The sequence below is a fragment of the Paenarthrobacter nitroguajacolicus genome, from assembly GCF_029952445.1.
Taxonomy (GTDB): domain Bacteria; phylum Actinomycetota; class Actinomycetes; order Actinomycetales; family Micrococcaceae; genus Arthrobacter; species Arthrobacter nitroguajacolicus_B.
Genome location: NZ_JAQPPK010000022.1, coordinates 1 through 17,377, shown reverse-complemented (window position 1 = coordinate 17,377; position 17,377 = coordinate 1). Strand labels below are relative to the sequence as shown.

At 63.9% G+C, this 17,377-nt stretch carries 17 protein-coding genes; 3 read left to right on the top strand and 14 right to left on the bottom strand.

What is annotated here, in order from left to right; translation table 11 throughout:
- Positions 1 to 29 precede the first annotated feature (29 nt).
- From PJL15_RS16045 to PJL15_RS16035, 3 genes are read right to left on the bottom strand one after another with little or no spacing between them, the layout of a single operon-like run.
- The gene (locus tag PJL15_RS16045; protein WP_281452139.1) at positions 30 to 1,619 is read right to left on the bottom strand and encodes a molybdopterin-dependent oxidoreductase; all 1,590 of its coding nucleotides are present in this window, start codon (positions 1,617 to 1,619) and stop codon (positions 30 to 32) included.
- A complete protein-coding gene (locus PJL15_RS16040; RefSeq protein ID WP_281452138.1) occupies positions 1,616 to 2,887 on the bottom strand; it encodes a sensor histidine kinase in 1,272 nt (423 codons plus the stop codon). Before PJL15_RS16040 ends, PJL15_RS16045 begins: the two co-directional genes overlap by 4 nt.
- Entirely contained in the window at positions 2,877 to 3,623 is a 747-nt protein-coding gene (locus tag PJL15_RS16035; protein ID WP_281452137.1) for a response regulator transcription factor, read from the bottom strand. The genes PJL15_RS16040 and PJL15_RS16035 overlap by 11 nt, the downstream gene beginning before the upstream one ends.
- Before the next feature lie 134 nt (positions 3,624 to 3,757).
- Here PJL15_RS16035 and moaA point away from each other — a divergent pair, with 134 nt between their 5' ends.
- Entirely contained in the window at positions 3,758 to 4,897 is a 1,140-nt protein-coding gene (moaA, locus tag PJL15_RS16030) for a GTP 3',8-cyclase MoaA (RefSeq protein ID WP_281452136.1), read from the top strand.
- Positions 4,898 to 4,901: 4 nt separating this feature from the next.
- Entirely contained in the window at positions 4,902 to 5,168 is a 267-nt protein-coding gene (locus PJL15_RS16025) for a MoaD/ThiS family protein (RefSeq protein WP_281452135.1), read from the top strand.
- 42 nt (positions 5,169 to 5,210) lie between these two features.
- Here PJL15_RS16025 and PJL15_RS16020 read toward each other — a convergent pair whose 3' ends face one another.
- The 8 genes from PJL15_RS16020 to truB all read right to left on the bottom strand — a co-directional run bounded on the left by PJL15_RS16020 (position 5,211) and on the right by truB (position 12,927).
- On the bottom strand, positions 5,211 to 5,672 hold the full coding sequence (locus PJL15_RS16020) for a DUF1579 family protein (protein WP_281452134.1): 462 nt from the start codon (positions 5,670 to 5,672) through the stop codon (positions 5,211 to 5,213).
- Positions 5,673 to 5,770: 98 nt separating this feature from the next.
- A complete protein-coding gene (locus PJL15_RS16015) occupies positions 5,771 to 7,114 on the bottom strand; it encodes a M16 family metallopeptidase (RefSeq protein ID WP_281452133.1) in 1,344 nt (447 codons plus the stop codon).
- Positions 7,115 to 7,203: 89 nt separating this feature from the next.
- On the bottom strand, positions 7,204 to 9,456 hold the full coding sequence (locus PJL15_RS16010; protein ID WP_281452132.1) for a polyribonucleotide nucleotidyltransferase: 2,253 nt from the start codon (positions 9,454 to 9,456) through the stop codon (positions 7,204 to 7,206).
- Between the two features lie 241 nt (positions 9,457 to 9,697).
- Positions 9,698 to 9,967, bottom strand: coding sequence for a 30S ribosomal protein S15 (gene rpsO, locus PJL15_RS16005; protein ID WP_144652206.1), 270 nt, complete (start codon positions 9,965 to 9,967; stop codon positions 9,698 to 9,700).
- Between the two features lie 159 nt (positions 9,968 to 10,126).
- Positions 10,127 to 11,110 (bottom strand): bifunctional riboflavin kinase/FAD synthetase, encoded by a 984-nt coding sequence (locus PJL15_RS16000; RefSeq protein WP_281452131.1) that lies wholly within the window; start codon positions 11,108 to 11,110, stop codon positions 10,127 to 10,129.
- Between the two features lie 88 nt (positions 11,111 to 11,198).
- The gene (locus tag PJL15_RS15995) at positions 11,199 to 11,633 is read right to left on the bottom strand and encodes a hypothetical protein (protein ID WP_281452130.1); all 435 of its coding nucleotides are present in this window, start codon (positions 11,631 to 11,633) and stop codon (positions 11,199 to 11,201) included.
- 20 nt (positions 11,634 to 11,653) lie between these two features.
- Complete coding sequence (locus PJL15_RS15990; RefSeq protein ID WP_281452129.1) at positions 11,654 to 12,007, bottom strand: hypothetical protein; 354 nt, start codon at positions 12,005 to 12,007, stop codon at positions 11,654 to 11,656.
- A 2-nt stretch (positions 12,008 to 12,009) separates the two neighbouring features.
- Positions 12,010 to 12,927 (bottom strand): tRNA pseudouridine(55) synthase TruB, encoded by a 918-nt coding sequence (gene truB, locus PJL15_RS15985; RefSeq protein ID WP_281452128.1) that lies wholly within the window; start codon positions 12,925 to 12,927, stop codon positions 12,010 to 12,012.
- A 34-nt stretch (positions 12,928 to 12,961) separates the two neighbouring features.
- Here truB and PJL15_RS15980 point away from each other — a divergent pair, with 34 nt between their 5' ends.
- On the top strand, positions 12,962 to 14,116 hold the full coding sequence (locus PJL15_RS15980; RefSeq protein WP_281452127.1) for a pyridoxal phosphate-dependent aminotransferase: 1,155 nt from the start codon (positions 12,962 to 12,964) through the stop codon (positions 14,114 to 14,116).
- A 60-nt stretch (positions 14,117 to 14,176) separates the two neighbouring features.
- Here the strand turns inward: PJL15_RS15980 and PJL15_RS15975 are convergent, their stop codons facing one another.
- The 3 genes from PJL15_RS15975 to infB all read right to left on the bottom strand — a co-directional run.
- Positions 14,177 to 14,659 (bottom strand): nucleoside deaminase, encoded by a 483-nt coding sequence (locus PJL15_RS15975; protein WP_281452126.1) that lies wholly within the window; start codon positions 14,657 to 14,659, stop codon positions 14,177 to 14,179.
- Between the two features lie 83 nt (positions 14,660 to 14,742).
- Entirely contained in the window at positions 14,743 to 15,246 is a 504-nt protein-coding gene (rbfA, locus tag PJL15_RS15970; RefSeq protein WP_281452125.1) for a 30S ribosome-binding factor RbfA, read from the bottom strand.
- A 77-nt stretch (positions 15,247 to 15,323) separates the two neighbouring features.
- A partial coding sequence (gene infB, locus PJL15_RS15965) for a translation initiation factor IF-2 (protein WP_281452124.1) occupies positions 15,324 to 17,377 on the bottom strand: 2,054 nt, incomplete at its 5' end.

Below are 17,377 nucleotides of genomic sequence, written 5' to 3'. Positions count from 1 at the left end.
AAACATCCGGACGTTCCCAGACTAGATGCTCAAGGCACTTTGACGTTGATGGTGTGATAGCCCGTGGCGCCGTCCGGAGCTACCGGAGCTTTGTCTTCGGTTTGCGGCTGGCCGGTTGCGTCGGTGGCCCGGACCTGCACTTCGTAATCACCAGGGGTGAGGTCGATGCCGAGCTGCCACTGGTACCACGTGTCGGTGGAAATGGCGCTTGCAAGCTGGGCCCTCTGCCACGCACCGCGGTTGACCCGCAGCTCGACGCGGTCAATCCCCCGGTGCTGCGCCCAGGCAACCCCGCCGAACTGGACCTTTCCGGCTTGGACACTGCGTCCACTGCGTGGCACGTCTATGCGGGACTGCGTCTTGATGGGGCCGTGGTCGCTCCAGCCCCGGGGCGTCCAGTACCCGGTGTCATCCGCGAAGCGGGTGACCTTCAGCTCGGTCAACCATTTAGTGGCAGAGACGAAGCCGTAGAGCCCTGGCACTATCATCCGGACGGGGAATCCATGCTCCAAAGGCAGCGGCTCTCCGTTCATGCCGACAACCAGCAGCGCGTCACGGTCGTCCGTGAGCGCTTCCAGGGGCGTGCCCGCCGTCCAGCCGTCGTTGCTGGTGGACAGCACCATGTCCGCACCGGCCTTTGGGCCTGCCATCGCAAGAAGTTCGCGCACCGGCCATCCCAGCCACAGGGCGTTGCCGATGAGGTCGCCACCGACGTTGTTGGACACGCAGGCGATGGTGATATGACGTTCCGTCATGGGCTTGGCCAGCAGTTCGGCAAAGTCCAGTTCGATTTCGTGTTCGACCATTCCGGTGACTTTCAGCTTCCACGCCGGTGGGTCGATGGCCGGAACCGTCAGGGCGGTGTCGATCCTGTAGAACTCGGCGTTCGGGGTCACCAAGGCACTGATACCCGCTACGGACAGGGATGCTCCGGCGGGAACGGTTTGCGCCGGCGTTGCCGGCGCCGGAAGCGTCAGCGAGTTACGGAACCCGCTGGCCACAGCGGTAGCCCTGGTGAGGATGGTGGTCACGGCTCCTCCCACCACCGCGGCCAGGGCGGTTCCGGTCATGGCGTTCAGGAAACCCCGTCGGGCCAGCGGTGCAGGCTCTCCACCCTCCACTGGCACTGTGCTGCCGCGGGGAACCCAGGTATCGAGCCTCCGGATGAGCATCCTCAAGAGCAGCATGGTGGCTACGGCTGCGACGATCGGCGCCAAGGCCGCCTGCGGACTGGCTTGGGCGCGGGTTACGACGGCGGTCAGTCCCGCCACGCCCGCAAGTCCAGCCAGTGCCAGCCCAAACCCGGTCCGCCGGCGTTCAAGGATGCCGGCGAGGGCGGCCAGGAACCCGGCGACCACAACGATGGATGCCACCAGGACGATTTTGTCCGCCGTGCCGAAGAGTTGCACGGCAAGGTCCTTCACTCCAGGCGGTACGGCATCGATCACGGCGCCACCGAGGGCAGTCACCGGCGAAACCAGCGGGCTGAAGAACCCTGCGGTGAGCTCCCCCGCCGCGATTCCCGCCGCCCCGGCAGCGAGACCCGCAGCCGGTGCCCACAATCGCGGTCCACCGGCAGGACGCCCTGTTTCTGTCGGGTTGCGTACGGGCGTGCTCATGATGTGCCTCCAGGGCCGTTGTCTGTTTCAATCGTTCCCGGGGTTGCCTCCGTCACCAGGACGGGCTGGGGAACCGGCTGCCGAACCGGCGGAAGTGAACCGGCCGGCGGAAGTGGTCCCGCCGGTAGTTTCAGGGCGAAACGGCAGCCGCCGTCGACGTTGCTGACCGTCACGGATCCCCCGTGCGCCTTGACGATGCCTGCCACCATGCTGAGTCCGATCCCGGCACCGCTGTAAGTTCCCTGCAGGGCCTGCGGGGCGCCCCGGGAAGGGTCCTTCTGCCACCCTGTTTCGAAGAGATGCGGCAAGTCCTCGTCCGGGATGCCTCCACATTGGTCCTGGACAGCGATCACGGCATGTCCGTCATCCCGCCCGACACTGACATGGACGTCTGTCTCCGGTCCGGAGTAGATGATGGCGTTCAGAAGGATGTTCCGTACCGCCCGGGCCAGGCTGGGTCCGTCGGCCACCGCCATGCACTCACGGTCGCCGCCGCCGTCGAGCCTGATGCCCCGCTTCGCAGCCAGCGGCGCAAGGTCGGAAAGGGCGTCGCTGACAAGGTCATAGAGATCCAGCGCTTCGGCGCGCAGGCGCAGCGTCCCCGCCTGGATCTTGGACAGCTCCAGGAGATCGTTGACCATGGCAGTCATTTGCTCGGTCTGCCCGATAATTTTCCGGTAGTAGCCCTGCACGTCCGCGGCCATGCCGTCCTCGAGGGCCTCAGTCATGGCACGCATGCTCGCAAGCGGCGTGCGCAGGTCATGCGAAATCCAGGACACCAGTTCCCGGCGCGCCGTCTCAATGGCCGCCTCGCGGTCCCGGGATTCGGCCAGGCTCCGGCTGCTGGCCTCGAGTTCCTGTGCCAGTTCGGCGAGCTCCGACGTCATGGCAATAGCTGCCCTCTTGCCCTCAGTCCCGGAGTGCTCCAGCGTTTCGCCACGACCAATCCTGCGGGCCGCGTCCACCAGCCGCCCTGCGTTCCTGGACACTCCAGCGCCGAGCACCAAGGCCAGCGCCACGGCCACGGCGGAAGCCACCGCAAGGATGTACCACATCACTTCGAGGTCCCTCGCGGAGATGAACATCGCATTGAAGGCGCTGACCATGCCCGCCACCAGGACAGCGACGGTGGCCACTACCACTAAACAGATCTGGGCCAGTACCGAGGCCCGGCGAAGCAGCCGCAGGAGCACCAGGGTGGCCGCACCGATCAGCACTGCCCAGGAAAGCACCCAGGCAAGGATGGTCCAGAGCTCGCTACCCTCCATGGCCGGCCCCCGGGCTGCCATCCTGGGAGACATCAAAGCGGTAGCCGACACCCCACACTGTCTTGATGAGTTCGGGCTTGGTGGGGTTGGCCTCGATCTTCTCGCGCAGCCGCCGGACGTGGACAGTGACGGTGGAGAGATCTCCGAAGTCCCATCCCCACACAGCCTTGATCAGTTCCTCGCGGCTGAACACTTGGTTGGGCCTGCGCATCAGGAAAGCAAGAAGGTCGAATTCACGGGCAGTCAATGCCAGCGGCGCCCCCAGCAGTGACACGGTCCTGGAAGCCGGATCGAGTTCCAGGCCGGCGGACTGGACCGGGGGTTCCGGGGTGTAGTCCTTGATACTGCGACGCAGCACCGACTTGACGCGCAGAACCAGTTCCCGGGGCGAAAACGGTTTGGTGACGTAATCATCGGCCCCCATCTCCAACCCCAGGATCCGGTCATCTTCCGTTCCCAGGGCTGTGACCATGATGACCGGAACAGTCATCGATTGGCGGAGCCGTCGGCACACTTCAACCCCATCCAGTCCCGGCAGCATGCGGTCCAGGATCACGAGGTCCGGCTTACGCGAGGCCGCGAGCGTCAGGGCAGTGAATCCGTCCCCGGCCGTGTCCACCTGGAAACCTGCCATGACGAGGTAGTCGCGGACGACATCGGCAATGGTCTGTTCGTCCTCGACCAGGAGGATGCGGCGGTTGCCGGGCTCCGTTGACGATGCCGTATTTGTGGTCACGCTCCCAGCATAGGTTTGGCGCCGGTGCCCGGCACGCGATTCGGCCCTCCCGCGGTGAACTGTACGGATTCCGTAAGAACTCCGTGACTGTAACTGGTATCACTGATCGTGCCCGGGTGGCGTAGCCTGAATTTATGAGTGTTCAGTTGGGCATGCCGGTGCCCCCTCCCAGCAGCGCCGGAGGCAGCACGGAAAGCGGCACGGCAACTCCGCCGCCCCGTCCCGCCGGCACGCCGGCCGGACTGTGGGACCGGTACGGTCGTCGCGCCACTGACATGAGGCTTTCCCTCACCGACAAATGCAACCTGCGGTGTACGTACTGCATGCCCGCCGAAGGCCTCGAATGGCTTTCCAAGCAGGCCGTCATGACCCGGGAAGAAATCGTCCGGATCGTCCGTGTTGGCGTCACCGCCCTGGGTGTACGGGAACTCCGCCTCACGGGCGGCGAACCGCTGGTGCGGGCGGACCTGACAGGCATCATCTCCGACATCCGCAGCGAACATCCGGACCTCCCCGTCTCCATGACCACCAACGGTGTGGGGCTGGACAAGAAGGCCGCAGCACTGAAAGCTGCCGGCCTTACCCGCATCAACGTCTCCCTCGATTCCCTTCATGAGGAAACCTTCACCAAACTCACGCGCCGACCCTTCCTTGATAAGGTCCTCGCCGGCGTGGACGCCGCATGGGCAGCCGGCCTGGGCCCGGTCAAGCTCAACGCCGTACTGATGCGCGGCATCAACGACGCCGAGTCCCCCGACCTTCTGGCTTGGGCTTTGGGCCGCGGCTACGAACTTCGCTTCATCGAACAGATGCCCTTGGACGCAGATCACGGCTGGACGCGCCGCAACATGATCACGGCCGCGGAGATCCGGGAGCTCCTGTCCCGCGACTTCGTCCTCTCGCACGACCCCCGCGAACGGGACGGCGCCCCTGCCGAGCGCTTCGAAGTACGACGCCGGGACGCCGGTTCCGGTGAAGCGGCAGGTCCGGTCCTCGGAACAGTCGGCATCATCGCCTCCGTCACGGAGCCATTCTGTTCTGACTGCCGCCGCACGCGTATCACCGCCGAAGGCAAGATCATGAGCTGCCTGTTCTCCCGTGAAGAGTTCGACCTTTTGGGGCTGCTTCGAAACGGCGCCACAGATGACGAGCTCGCCGGACGGTGGCAGGACGCCATGTGGATCAAACCCAAGGCCCACGGCATGGACCATACCGGTCTCGGCGCAGCGGACTTCGTCCAGCCGGACCGCAGCATGAGCGCAATCGGAGGCTGAAAACTTGTTGGTCCGTTACTTCGCTGCCGCGCGCGCTGCAGCGGGAGTCGAAGAAGAACTCCACACCCTCCCGGAAGGCACCAGCCTGGAGGAGCTCCTGGAAGCCGCCCTCGCCGTCGAGCGTCCCGTGCCTCCGGAAGGCACGCCGACGCTGGCGAGGATAGTGGCGCGAAGCAGTTTCCTCCGCAATGAAGTGGCAGTCCGGGACCATGCCGCGCCGCTCGGAGCGGAAGACGTCATAGACGTCCTCCCGCCCTTCGCCGGAGGCTAGGGCAGGAAGCAAGGATGCCCAACCGCACTGGGGGCGCTGCCGTCAAACTTTCCTGAAGACGCTCTTCAGCAGTGGGCTGAAGCCTGCATGGCCTTCGAGCCGCAGGTCGGCCGTGTGCACCAGCACGCCGTCTTCAACGCGGAAGGTGTGCCTGGCAACGCCATCGGCCGTGCGCCGGTCCAAGGTCAGGATGCCTGCACTCCAGGTTCCCCTGACCGGTGCGGCCGGCGGCTTGCCCATGCTGTCCACGTAGTACCAGAGGGTGTCTCCGTGGTCACGGTCGACCGTGAACATGCCGTGGCCTTCGAAATGCGTGCCGTCAGGCTCACGGTGCCGATAGCTCTGGACCACGGCATGGCCACCGGCTGTCTTGGTAAATACAACTTCAGCATCGGCGGTCCGTGCAGTACCCCACGGCGAAGACGCAATTTCGGTGATGCCCCTCCAATGCCCGATGAAATCCCGCAGGATTTCCGCGGCATGACCGGTTGCGGGCAGGTCCATCACGTCTCCAAAGTCAACGGGCAGCGTCACCATATGTGATCATGCTGCCCTGTTGATGGGGATGCGTCCAGAGAAACCGGGCGTGGACCCGATGTGGATCAGAGGCCGAACGTCTCGGATTCCTCAAACGGTCCGACGACGGTAATGGTCCGGGGAGCCTCGGCGAGTTCGCGGGCCAGTTCCTGGACTTCCTCCACCGTAACGGCCTGAATGCGGGCAAGGGTTTCGTCAATGTCCTGGAATTCTCCGGATACCAGCTCCGCCCGGCCCAGCCGCGACATCCGTGAGCCAGTGTCCTCAAGGGCCAGCACAATCCCGCCGCTGAGCTGTCCCACGGCCTTCCTGAGCTCCTCCTCCGTGATGCCGTCCTTGGCCAGCTTGTCCAGTTCCACGCCAAGGAGTTCCAGGACCTGGCGGACCTTGGAGGGCGTGCAGCCGGCGTACATTCCGAAGTAGCCGGCATCGGCGTAAGCGGCCGTGAAGGAGTATGTGGAGTAGACCAGGCCGCGCTTCTCGCGGATTTCCTGGAACAGCCGGGAGGACATGCCGCCACCGAGGACGGCGTTGAGCACGCTCATGACAAAGCGGCGATCGTCCGTGGCCACGATCGTAGGGCAACCCATGATGATGTTCGCCTGCTCCACGGGACGCTTGACCACGTGAAGACCGGATGTTCCTGTGATGACTGCCCTGTCGGTGCCTCGCCGGTCCACCGGAGCGGCGTCCGGGTCAAGCTCCCAGCCGGCAGCGGTCAGGGCATCGAGGACCAGCCCACAGACGACGTCGTGGTCCAGGCCGCCGGCAGCGGTAATGACCAGCTCTTCGGGACGGTAGTAGCGCTGGTAATGGGCCCAGACGGAATCGCGGGCCACTGCCTTGATGGCGTCCGGCGTTCCACCGATGGGGCGGGCCAAAGGGTGCTCGCCCAGCACGGCTTCCACGAACTTCTCGTGGGCAACGTCCGTGGGGTCATCGCTGTCCATGGCGATCTCTTCAAGGATGACGTCGCGTTCCTGCTCAAGTTCCGCGGGGTCCAGGACCGCCCCGGTGATCATGTCCGCGATGACATCGATGGCCATGGGGAGATCGGTGTCCAGTACCCGGGCGAAGTAGCAGGTGCTTTCCTTTGCCGTTGCCGCATTGGACTCGCCGCCCACTTCATCGAAGGCTGATGCGATTTCCAGGGCCGTCCGGCGCTTGGTGCCCTTGAACAGCAGGTGCTCAAGGAAGTGTGTCGATCCGTGCTGGCCTTCTGCTTCGTCGCGGGAGCCCACTGCCACCCAGAACCCAATGGTGGCCGAACGCTGACCCGGCATCGCCTCGGTCAGCACACGCACGCCGCCGGGAAGGACCGAACGCCGGACGACCGAACCGCCCTCGGCACCATGGATCAATTCGCCGCCAGGAAGAGTTTGCTCCAACGGCAAGGGTACGACAGTCATCAAGGCCTTTCGGGTTTTCAAGTTAAGGCCGGAAGGGCCGGTGGAGCTTTTTCAAGCCCACCGGCCCCGCCGGGTGTACTGCTTACAGACTACTCTGCGGAAGCTTCTGCGGCTTCAGCCGGAGCATCCTCTGCGGCTGCGCCTTCTTCTTCGGCAACAACCGGGGAGAGGGAGAGCTTTCCGCGGTCATCGATCTTGGTGATCTCGACCTGGACCTTCTGGCCGACGGAGACGACATCTTCGACGTTGTCCACGCGCTTGCCATTGGCCAGCTTGCGGAGCTCGGAGATGTGCAGCAGGCCGTCCTTGCCCGGGGTGAGGGAAACGAAGGCACCGAAGGTGGTGGTCTTGACGACCGTACCCAGGTAGCGCTCGCCGATCTCCGGCACCTGCGGGTTGGCGATGGCGTTGATGGCGGAGCGTGCTGCATCGGCAGACGGACCGTTGGTGGCGCCGATGTAGACCGTGCCGTCATCTTCGATGGAGATGTCCGCGCCCGTGTCTTCCTGGATCTGGTTGATCATCTTGCCCTTGGGGCCAATGACCTCACCGATCTTGTCCACGGGGATCTTGACGGCGATGACGCGCGGTGCGAACTCGGAGAGCTCATCCGGGGTGTCGATCGCTGCGTTGATGACCTCGAGGATGTGGAGGCGTGCTTCGCGGGCCTGCTTCAGTGCTGCTGCGAGCACGGAGGCGGGGATGCCGTCGAGCTTGGTGTCCAGCTGGATGGCCGTGACGAACTCGGACGTACCGGCAACCTTGAAGTCCATGTCGCCGAAAGCGTCTTCGGCGCCGAGGATGTCGGTCAGCGCTGCGTAACGGGTCTGGCCGTCAACCTGGTCGGAAACCAGGCCCATGGCGATACCGGCAACGGCTGCCTTCAGCGGCACACCGGCGTTGAGCATGGAGAGTGTGGATGCACAGACCGAGCCCATGGAGGTGGAACCGTTGGAACCGAGTGCCTCGGATACCTGGCGGATGGCGTACGGGAACTCTTCGCGGCTCGGCAGAACCGGAACCAAGGCGCGCTCTGCGAGGGCACCGTGGCCGATTTCGCGGCGCTTGGGGGAACCAACGCGGCCGGTCTCACCGGTGGAGTACGGCGGGAAGTTGTAGTTGTGCATGTAGCGCTTGCGCGTTACCGGCGACAACGAGTCGATCTGCTGTTCCATCTTGAGCATGTTCAGCGTGGTGACACCCATGATCTGGGTCTCGCCGCGCTCGAAGATGGCCGAACCGTGAACGCGGGGCAGAACCTCTACCTCGGCGGTCAGCTGGCGGATGTCCGTCAGGCCACGGCCGTCGATGCGGACCTGGTCCTTGAGGATGCGCTGGCGGACAACGTGCTTGGTGACCGAGCGGAATGCTGCGGACAGTTCCTTCTCGCGGCCCTCGAAGTCACCTGCGAGCGAGCCAAGGACTTCATCCTTGAGCGCGTCCGACGCGTTGTCGCGCTCCTGCTTGTCGGCGATCTGGAAAACAGCAGCAAGCTTGTCGGCAGCAGCGGCTTCAACAGCTGCGTACACGTCGTCCTGGTAGTCAAGGAAGACCGGGAACTCGACAGTCGGCTTGGCGGCGCGGGCTGCGAGGTCCGCCTGGGCGTCGCAGAGTGCCTTGATGAACGGCTTGGCAGCCTCAAGGCCCTGGGAAACAACCTCTTCGGTGGGAGCGGTTGCGCCCTGTTCCTTGATGAGGTTCCAGGAGTTGTCCGTGGCTTCGGCTTCGACCATCATGATGGCAACGTCGTCACCGGCAACCCGGCCGGCAACAACCATGTTGAAGACAGCGTTTTCGAGCTGGGAGTGCTTGGGGAAAGCAACCCACTGCGAACCCTGCTCATCGGCGATGAGGGCAACGCGGACGCCGCCGATCGGGCCGGAGAACGGGAGGCCGGAAAGCTGGGTGGACATCGAGGACGCGTTGATGGCGACGACGTCGTAGAGCTCATCGGGGTTGATCGCGAGGACGGTAACCACGATCTGGACTTCGTTGCGCAGGCCCTTGACGAAAGCGGGGCGCAGCGGACGGTCCATGAGGCGGCAAGCCAGGATGGCTTCCGTGGACGGGCGGCCTTCGCGGCGGAAGAACGAGCCCGGGATGCGTCCGGCAGCGTACATGCGCTCTTCGACGTCGACCGTCAGCGGGAAGAAGTCGAAACCTTCGCGCGGCTGCTTGCCTGCGGTGGTTGCGGAGAGCAGTGCGGTGTCTTCGTCGATGTAAACCATCGAAGCGCCGGCTGCCTGCTTGGCAAGGCGACCGGTTTCGAAGCGAATGACGCGCTTGCCGAACCGGCCGTTGTCGATGATGGCTTCGGAGAACTGGATTTCGGGACCCTCCATGGAGAGTCACCTCCGTTTCTGTTAGCGGAAGTCCACCGCATCAACCCAGGCCTCTTCTTTTTTCCTGGCCTGTACTACACCCGGTCATCGATCGAGATCCACGGGCTTCATCGTCACCGATGAACCTCCCGGGAATCACTACCGAGGACCGCGAATGCGCGATGCGGTTGATTCCTGTTTTTAGTTGTTGGTGAAGAAGGCGGCCCGTCCCCCAAGGGCGCGGGCCGCCCCTAAAGGCAGACTAGCGACGCAGGCCGAGGCGCTCGATGAGCGAACGGTAGCGGGCGATGTCAGTGTTCTTCAGGTAGGAAAGCATGCGCTTACGACGACCAACCATGGCCAGCAGACCGCGCTGGGTGTGGAAGTCGTGCTTGTGCTCCTTCATGTGCTCAGTCAGATCCTTGATCCGCTGGGTCAGGACTGCAACCTGGACCTCGGGCGAACCGGTGTCGCCTTCAGAGGTTGCGTATTCCTTGATGATGGACTGCTTTACAGCGGCGTCAAGTGCCACGTGAACTCCTAGAGTTGTGCCGTGCTTCCCGATGCAGCGCCTCGCTGACGGGTTGCCCTTGGATGCGTTGCCGCACACAAAAACAGGTCCAGCTGCCACGGACTGCGGCCGGATCCACTCATCAGTTTACCGGCAGGTCTGCAGTGTTGTCGAAATGCCCTATTGTGGGGCCAGCAAGTCACGCGCCTGGGCCACGTCGAGGCACATTTGTTCCACCAGCGCTTCGGGTCCACGGTAGGCAACCATGCCGCGCAGGCGCCGGGTGAATTCGACCGCGACACTCTGGCCGTAGAGGTCGAAATCCTCCACGTTTTCCTCCGGACGGTCGATCACGTGCGCTTCCACCTGGCGGCTGACGCCATCGAAGGTGGGGTTGGAACCCACGGAGATCGCTGCAGGCCAACGCGTCCCGGACTGGTCAATCAGCCAGCCTGCATAGATGCCATCGGCAGGGATGTAGCCGGTTGAATCGGGGGAAAGGTTTGCTGTGGGGAATCCGAGGTCCCGGCCGCGGGCAGCGCCATGGACAACTTCCCCACGCATCCGGTGCGGCCTGCCCAGCACGGCTGCGGCCGTGACCACGTCGCCTTCGGACAAGGCCTCCCTCACCCAGGTGGAGGAACAGCGGCGGTCCGCGTCGCCGTCGTGATGGAGCGGAAAGCCGCCGGCGCCGTATTCATTGACAACCTGCACGCCGAAGCCCAACTGCTCGCCCAGCTCCTGCATGGTAACGACGTCGCCCACGTTTCCGGCGCCGAAGCGAAGATCGTGGCCCACCACGAGGTGAGCGGCGTGGAGTCCGTCGAGCAGGACGTCGCGAACGAATTCAACGGGCGACATCGCTGCGAGGTCCAGCGTGTATTTCATGACCAAAACGGCGTCAACGCCGGTTTCTCCAAGAGCGTCCAGCTTGTCCTGGAGGCCCATGATCAGTTCCGGAGCGGCGTCCGGGCGGTGGACCTGGGCCGGGTGGGGATCGAAGGTGACGGCAACCGAGGGAATGTTGTAGCGCTTGGCGGTGTCCGTCAGCTGCGCGAGGACATGCTGGTGGCCCCGATGGACCCCGTCAAAATTTCCGATGGTGACAACGGTAGGTCCGAAGTCCTTGGGGACTTCAGTGGGATCGTTCCAGATGTGGACCATCAACCTCGCCTTTTACTGCAGATGTTCGTTCCGTCCGGCAACCTCCCGGCGCCGGAACATTCTAAGGTTACCCGGAAGGGCACCGGGCTCAGGACGGACGGCGCTTGTTGAGCCACAGGAGCCCAAGGATCGGCAGCAGCAAAGGTACGAAGCCATAGCCGCGGCCAAAAAGGGACCACACGGTGTCGTGCGGGAAAGCAACCGGATCAAAGAGGCTGATCGCACCCACCACCAGCACGCCGACGAGTTCCGTGAGCACCGCTGCCAGGGACACCTTGAACCAGGTCCGCCCCGGCTTTGCCAGCGAAACAGTGGCAATGATGTAGACGACGGCGGCAAACGCCGAAAGGATGTGCGCCAGCGGAGCTTCGGCGAACTTGGTGGCAATCTGGTACCCGGCGCGCGCTGTCGCCGACAGGGCGAACACCGCGTACACCGCAATCAGCAGGCGTCCCGGGCCCGTGTTCCGGGTGTCCTTCTGCTTCGGCTGTTGGCCGGCGGAGTTGGTCTCGGTTCCAGTCACGTTGTGTTCTTCCTTCAAGGTCAGTACCAGATCTGGTTCATGCGGGCACCCATCACAAGCACCGTCACACCCACTGCGGCCAGGACGAAATTGCTCCAGCGGGTTCGTTCAAGAATGGCCCAGTACACGGCCCCCAGGGGAATGATCAGGGCGGTGAGCATGTAGCCCCAGAACTCCCATGGCTCGCCGGCAATCTGCTCACCCAGGGCCACGCGGACGATCGATCCCACCAGGTAAACCAGCAGCACCACCTCGACGGCCAGCACGGAGTAGATCGTGGGATCGTTCGGGGCCTTCTTCATCAGCCCGGCCACGAGGCACAGGATGGTGGAGACCAAACCGACGATCAGGAGTGCGTAAAAATATCCGTCCATGCCTACTTTGCCTGCCCTGTTCCGGGCGCGAAGACCAGCACCGGCTTGGCGAACGTCCCGGAGTCGGCCAACAACGCCACCAGCTCGCCCGACGGCGCGAACGCTGCGGCAGGATTGTCGGCGGTGGCCGCTTCCGGGGTACCTGCCCCGGGGCCTGCGGCAATGCGGCGGCCGAAGGAAATCTCCGTGGTCTCTTCCTCGCTCAGTTCCCGGTTGGGCATGAGGGCACGCGCGGCCAAGGACATCTCAAGGACCTCGAGTTCCTCTGCCAGCTGCTCCAACGTCCGGGCCTGGTCGATCGAATAGGGTCCCACCTGGGTCCGGCGCAGGGCAGTGAGGTGCCCGCCCACCCCCAAGGCATTACCAAGGTCGCGTGCCAAGGCACGGATATAAGTTCCGGAAGAGCATTCCACGGTGACGTCGACGTCGACTACCCTGCCGCCGTCGACCCTCTTAATCGCGTGGATATCGAAGCGGTGGATGGTGACCGGGCGGGCAGCGAGCTTGACCTCTTCGCCCGAGCGGACACGCGCGTAGGAACGTTCGCCGTTGACCTTGATGGCACTGACGCTGCTGGGCACCTGCTGGATGGGACCGGTCAGAGCTGCGACGCCGGTTGTGATGGCGTCGTCGGTGACGGCGGCGGCGCTGATCGCCTCAGTGACCTCGCCCTCGGCGTCATCGGTAATGGTGGTCTCGCCCAGCCTGATGGTGGCGGTGTAGGTCTTGGACGTACCAACGATGTACGTCAGGAGGCGGGTTGCCTTGTTGATGCCCAGCACCAACACCCCTGTGGCCATGGGATCCAGGGTCCCGGCATGCCCCACTTTCCGGGTGCCGGCCAGCCGCCGCATCCGGCCAACCACATCATGGCTGGTCCATCCCTGCGGTTTGTCAACGATTACCAGTCCAGAAAGCACGCTTACCAGTATATGGGTGGCTAGGATGGCTCCCATGCCTGAGCTTGCCGCGCACGTACGCAATGTCCCCGTGAACCAGATCCGCGAAATTACGGAAGCCGCTTGGGCCACGCCCGGAGCGATCGTCCTGAGCATCGGCGAACCGGGCTTTGCGCTCCCCCGGCACGTCCTGGACGCAGGCATTTCCTGCCTGGACAGGGATGAGACCAACTACACACCCAATGCCGGGATCCCGGCCCTCCGTGAAGCTTTCGCCGCCCGCTTCCGGGAACAGCAGGGCGCGGACATCGGCCCGGAACGGGTTTACGTGGTTGACGGCGCCCAGCAGGGCCTGCATTTCGCCATGAGCCTGCTCCTCTCCCCCGGAGACGGGATTCTCATTCCCAACCCCGGGTACCCGACTTTCGCCATGACAAGCCGCTTGCTGCACGCCGTTCCGGTGCAGTATCCCCTGTACCCGCACAATGACTTCCAGCCGCACATCGAGGACATCGAGGCATTGATTACGCCTCGGACCAAGGTGCTGATGCTGAACTCGCCGTCGAATCCGCTCGGTGCCGTCATTAGTGAGGACACTGTGCGGGAACTCGTCGACTTGGCGGTCAAGCACGATCTCTGGATCATCTCCGACGAATGCTACGAGGCCTTCACCTTCGACGTCCCGCATGTCAGCCCGGCCCGCTTCGACAGCGACGTTCCCGGCGAGGCAAGGGTCTTTACCTCCCTGACGCTTTCCAAGACCTACGGGCTGACCGGCCTCCGCATCGGCGCGCTGATCTGCCCGCCGGGGCTGGAGCAGAAAATGAACAACGTCATGGAGTCGATTGTCTCGTGCGTTGCGTCCCCGTCGCAGTACGCGGCCCTGGCAGCCCTCACGGGCCCGCAGGACTACGTCTCCACTGCCCGCGAACATTACCGGAGCAACCGTGACGCGGCCTCGGCCGTGCTTGCTGACAGGAATATTCCGTTCCTGGGCGCGCAGGGAGCCTTCTATTTGTGGGCCGACGTTTCGCACGTCAGCGACGGCGACGTCCGGACCTGGGTGCGTAAATTCCTTGCGGACTCCGGCGTGTCCTTTGCGCCCGGAACGGCGTTTGGATCGATCGGCGAGGGCTGGATACGGATTGCGCTCTGCGGCAACCAGAAAGACCTGCTCGACGGCGTCAGCCGCCTTCCAGCCAGGGCCTAGTCCCAGGGTGAGCCAGTCCCAGCATGAGCCAGTCCCAGCATGAGCCAGTCGCGGCGTGAACTAGTAGGCGGTGCGGCGGACATGGTTCCGCCAGGCGTCGAAGGGCTGGTCCGACGCCGACAGGTCCGCGTGTTCCACGGGGAGGAGCTCGGGCCTGGCACCGCTGAAGTATTCATAGAACAGTGCATCATCAAAGCCCGCCCGTGCGGCTCCGTGCCTGTCAGCGGCGAAGTACACCCGCCCGATCCTGGCCCACAGCGTTGCCGACAGGCACAGTGGGCAAGGCTCGCAACTGGCGTAGAGCACGGAACCCGAGAGATCGAATCTCCTGGTTGCTGCTGCCGCCCGTCGGATTGCGACTACTTCCGCATGGGCGGTGGGATCGTGGTCCCGTGTCACCCTGTTCACACCCTCATGCGCTGTTCCGTCCGGGGTGACCACGACGGCGCCGAAAGGGCCGCCGCCGTCGGCCACGTTCTGCACGGCCAGCTGTATGGCACGGTTCAGGTATTCATCACGCTCGTGGGTGCTGTGCGCCGACATGCTCCGATCGTAACGAGTTTTTGTACAACTAATGCCCCTAAAACAGAGTCTTAGGGGCATTAGTTGTACAAAAAACCGAGGTGCTAGCGGTTGGCGTCCTCGTCGAGTTCGTTATCGCCGGAGAGGTCGGTGTCCTCTTCGTCGAAGTCGTCTTCGTCGATGTCGGCCGGGGAATCACTCTTGTACGGATCAGCATCGCCTGCGGGCTTGGCGCCGGCAGCCAGTGCGGCCACCTCGGCGTCGCGACGCTTGGCTTCACGCAACAGTTCCTCAAGGTTCGAGGCATTGACCGGAATCTGGTCTGCCACGAATTCGAGGGTTGGAGTGAGGCGCACCGTGATGTTGCGGCCAACTTCCTGGCGCAGCACACCCTTTGCCTTCTCCAAGGCCCGTGCGGCATCAGCGTGCGCAACGTCGTCACCGAAGACCGTGTAGTAGATGGTGGCGTGCTGAAGGTCGTTGGTGACGCGGGCGTCGGTGACCGTGATGGACTCGACGCGCGGATCCTTAACCCGGCGCCCGAGGGCCTCGGCGACGACGACCTTGATCCGCTGTGCCAGCTTGGCAGCGCGTGCGGGATCAGCCATGTCTTCCTCCTGGAAAGTAGAAACGGGGACGGAACGGGTCCGCCGGGGTTACCCGACGGACCCGTTCCATGCGGAACCTAGACGCGCGGCTTTTCGCGCATTTCGAAGGTCTCGATGATGTCGCCTTCAGTGATGTCATTGAAGGAGCCAAGACCGATACCACACTCGAAGTCGGTCCGGACTTCGGTCGCGTCATCCTTGAAGCGCTTGAGCGTCTCAACGGTGAGGTTGTCACCGATGACCTTGCCGTCGCGGCTGACACGTGCCTTGGTGTTACGGCGGATGATGCCCGAGCGGACGATCGAACCGGCGATGTTACCGAACTTGGAAGAACGGAAGACTTCGCGGACCTCGGCGGTACCGAGCTGGACTTCCTCGTACTCCGGCTTGAGCATGCCCTTGAGGGCCATCTCAATGTCATCGATTGCTGCGTAGATGACCGAGTAGAAGCGCATGTCCACGCCTTCACGGTCAGCCAGTTCTGCAACACGCTCGGCCGGCTTGACGTTGAAGCCGATGATGATGGCGTTGTCCACCGTGGCGAGGTTGACGTCGTTCTGCGTGATGGCACCCACACCGCGGTGGATGACACGGAGCTGAACGTCGTCGTCTCCGACGTCGATCTTGAGCAGGGCGTCTTCGAGGGCTTCGACGGCACCGGACACGTCACCCTTGAGGATGAGGTTGAGGGTGTCGATCTTGCCTTCTGCAACGGCCTGGTCGAAGTCTTCCAGGCTGATGCGCTTGCGACGCTTGGCCAGTGCGGCGTTGCGGTCGGCAGCTTCACGCTTTTCAGCGATCTGGCGGGCCGTGCGCTCGTCAGGGGTCACCAGGAAGGTGTCACCTGCACGCGGCACGTTGGACAGGCCGAGGACCTGCACCGGGCGGGACGGCAGCGCGACATCGAGTGCCTCACCGTTCTCGTCGAACATGGCACGGACGCGGCCGTGTGCCGTACCGGCAACGATCGTGTCGCCGACTGCCAAAGTACCGGACTGCACCAGGACGGTAGCAACAGCACCGCGGCCCTTGTCGAGGTTAGCTTCGATGGCAATGCCTCGAGCGTCCTTGTCCGGGTTGGCGCGCAGGTCCAAGGCGGCATCGGCCGTCAGCAGGACGGCGTCGATCAGTTCGTCGATGTTGAGGTTCTGGCGTGCCGAAACCTCTACGAACATGGTGTCGCCACCGTATTCCTCGGGAACCAGGCCGTACTCGGTCAGCTGGCCCTTGACCTTGTCAGGGTTGGCGCCTTCCTTGTCGATCTTGTTCACTGCGACAACGATCGGCACGTTGGCTGCCTGTGCGTGGTTGAGTGCTTCCACCGTCTGGGGCATAACGCCGTCGTCGGCTGCGACAACCAGGATCGCGATATCGGTGACCTTGGCACCACGGGCACGCATGGCCGTGAAGGCCTCGTGACCGGGAGTGTCAATGAAGGTGATGTCGCGGGCCGTGCCCTCGTGGACGTGGCTGATCTGGTAAGCACCGATGTGCTGGGTGATGCCACCGTGCTCGCCGGCCACAACGTTGGAGTTGCGGATGGCATCGAGCAGGCGGGTCTTACCGTGGTCAACGTGACCCATGACCGTGACAACCGGTGCGCGGGGCTCGAGGACGTCGTCGCCTTCGGCGTCGAGTTCGTCCTGGATGTTGATGTCGAACTGGTCGAGCAGTTCGCGCTCTTCATCTTCGGGCGAAACAACCTGGAGCTTGTAGCCAAGTTCGGCGCCAAGCAGGCCGAAGGTGTCCTCGTCGAGGGACTGCGTAGCCGTAGCCATTTCACCAAGGTGGAACAGCACGGTCACCAGTGAGGCCGGGTTTGCATCGATCTTCTCGGCGAAGTCCGTGATGGACGAGCCGCGACGCAGGCGGATGATGGTCTCGCCGTCACCGCGGGGTACTGATACGCCGCCCAGTGACGGAGCACTCATCTGCTCCAGTTCCTGGCGCTTTGCACGCTTCGACTTGCGCTGCTTGCCACGACCGGCGCCGCCCTTGCCGAAGGCACCCTGGGTACCGCCACGACCGCGACCACCCTTGCCGAAGCCACCGCCGGCGGGAGCTCCGCCACCAGTGCCTGAACCGGGAGCGCCGCCGGGACGACCCGGTCCGCCACCCGGACGGCCTGCGC

What these genes read in the sequence shown, in the direction of transcription:
- PJL15_RS16015 (WP_281452133.1), bottom strand. Translation starts at nt 7,114, where the DNA reads ATGACTGTCGTACCCTTGCCGTTGGAGCAAACTCTTCCTGGCGGCGAA.
- PJL15_RS15980 (WP_281452127.1), top strand. Translation starts at nt 12,962, where the DNA reads ATGCCTGAGCTTGCCGCGCACGTACGCAATGTCCCCGTGAACCAGATC.
- moaA (WP_281452136.1), top strand. Translation starts at nt 3,758, where the DNA reads ATGAGTGTTCAGTTGGGCATGCCGGTGCCCCCTCCCAGCAGCGCCGGA.
- PJL15_RS16010 (WP_281452132.1), bottom strand. Translation starts at nt 9,456, where the DNA reads ATGGAGGGTCCCGAAATCCAGTTCTCCGAAGCCATCATCGACAACGGC.
- PJL15_RS15975 (WP_281452126.1), bottom strand. Translation starts at nt 14,659, where the DNA reads ATGTCGGCGCACAGCACCCACGAGCGTGATGAATACCTGAACCGTGCC.
- rbfA (WP_281452125.1), bottom strand. Translation starts at nt 15,246, where the DNA reads ATGGCTGATCCCGCACGCGCTGCCAAGCTGGCACAGCGGATCAAGGTC.
- PJL15_RS15990 (WP_281452129.1), bottom strand. Translation starts at nt 12,007, where the DNA reads ATGGACGGATATTTTTACGCACTCCTGATCGTCGGTTTGGTCTCCACC.
- PJL15_RS16000 (WP_281452131.1), bottom strand. Translation starts at nt 11,110, where the DNA reads ATGGTCCACATCTGGAACGATCCCACTGAAGTCCCCAAGGACTTCGGA.
- PJL15_RS16040 (WP_281452138.1), bottom strand. Translation starts at nt 2,887, where the DNA reads ATGGAGGGTAGCGAGCTCTGGACCATCCTTGCCTGGGTGCTTTCCTGG.
- PJL15_RS16020 (WP_281452134.1), bottom strand. Translation starts at nt 5,672, where the DNA reads ATGGACCTGCCCGCAACCGGTCATGCCGCGGAAATCCTGCGGGATTTC.
- PJL15_RS16045 (WP_281452139.1), bottom strand. Translation starts at nt 1,619, where the DNA reads ATGAGCACGCCCGTACGCAACCCGACAGAAACAGGGCGTCCTGCCGGT.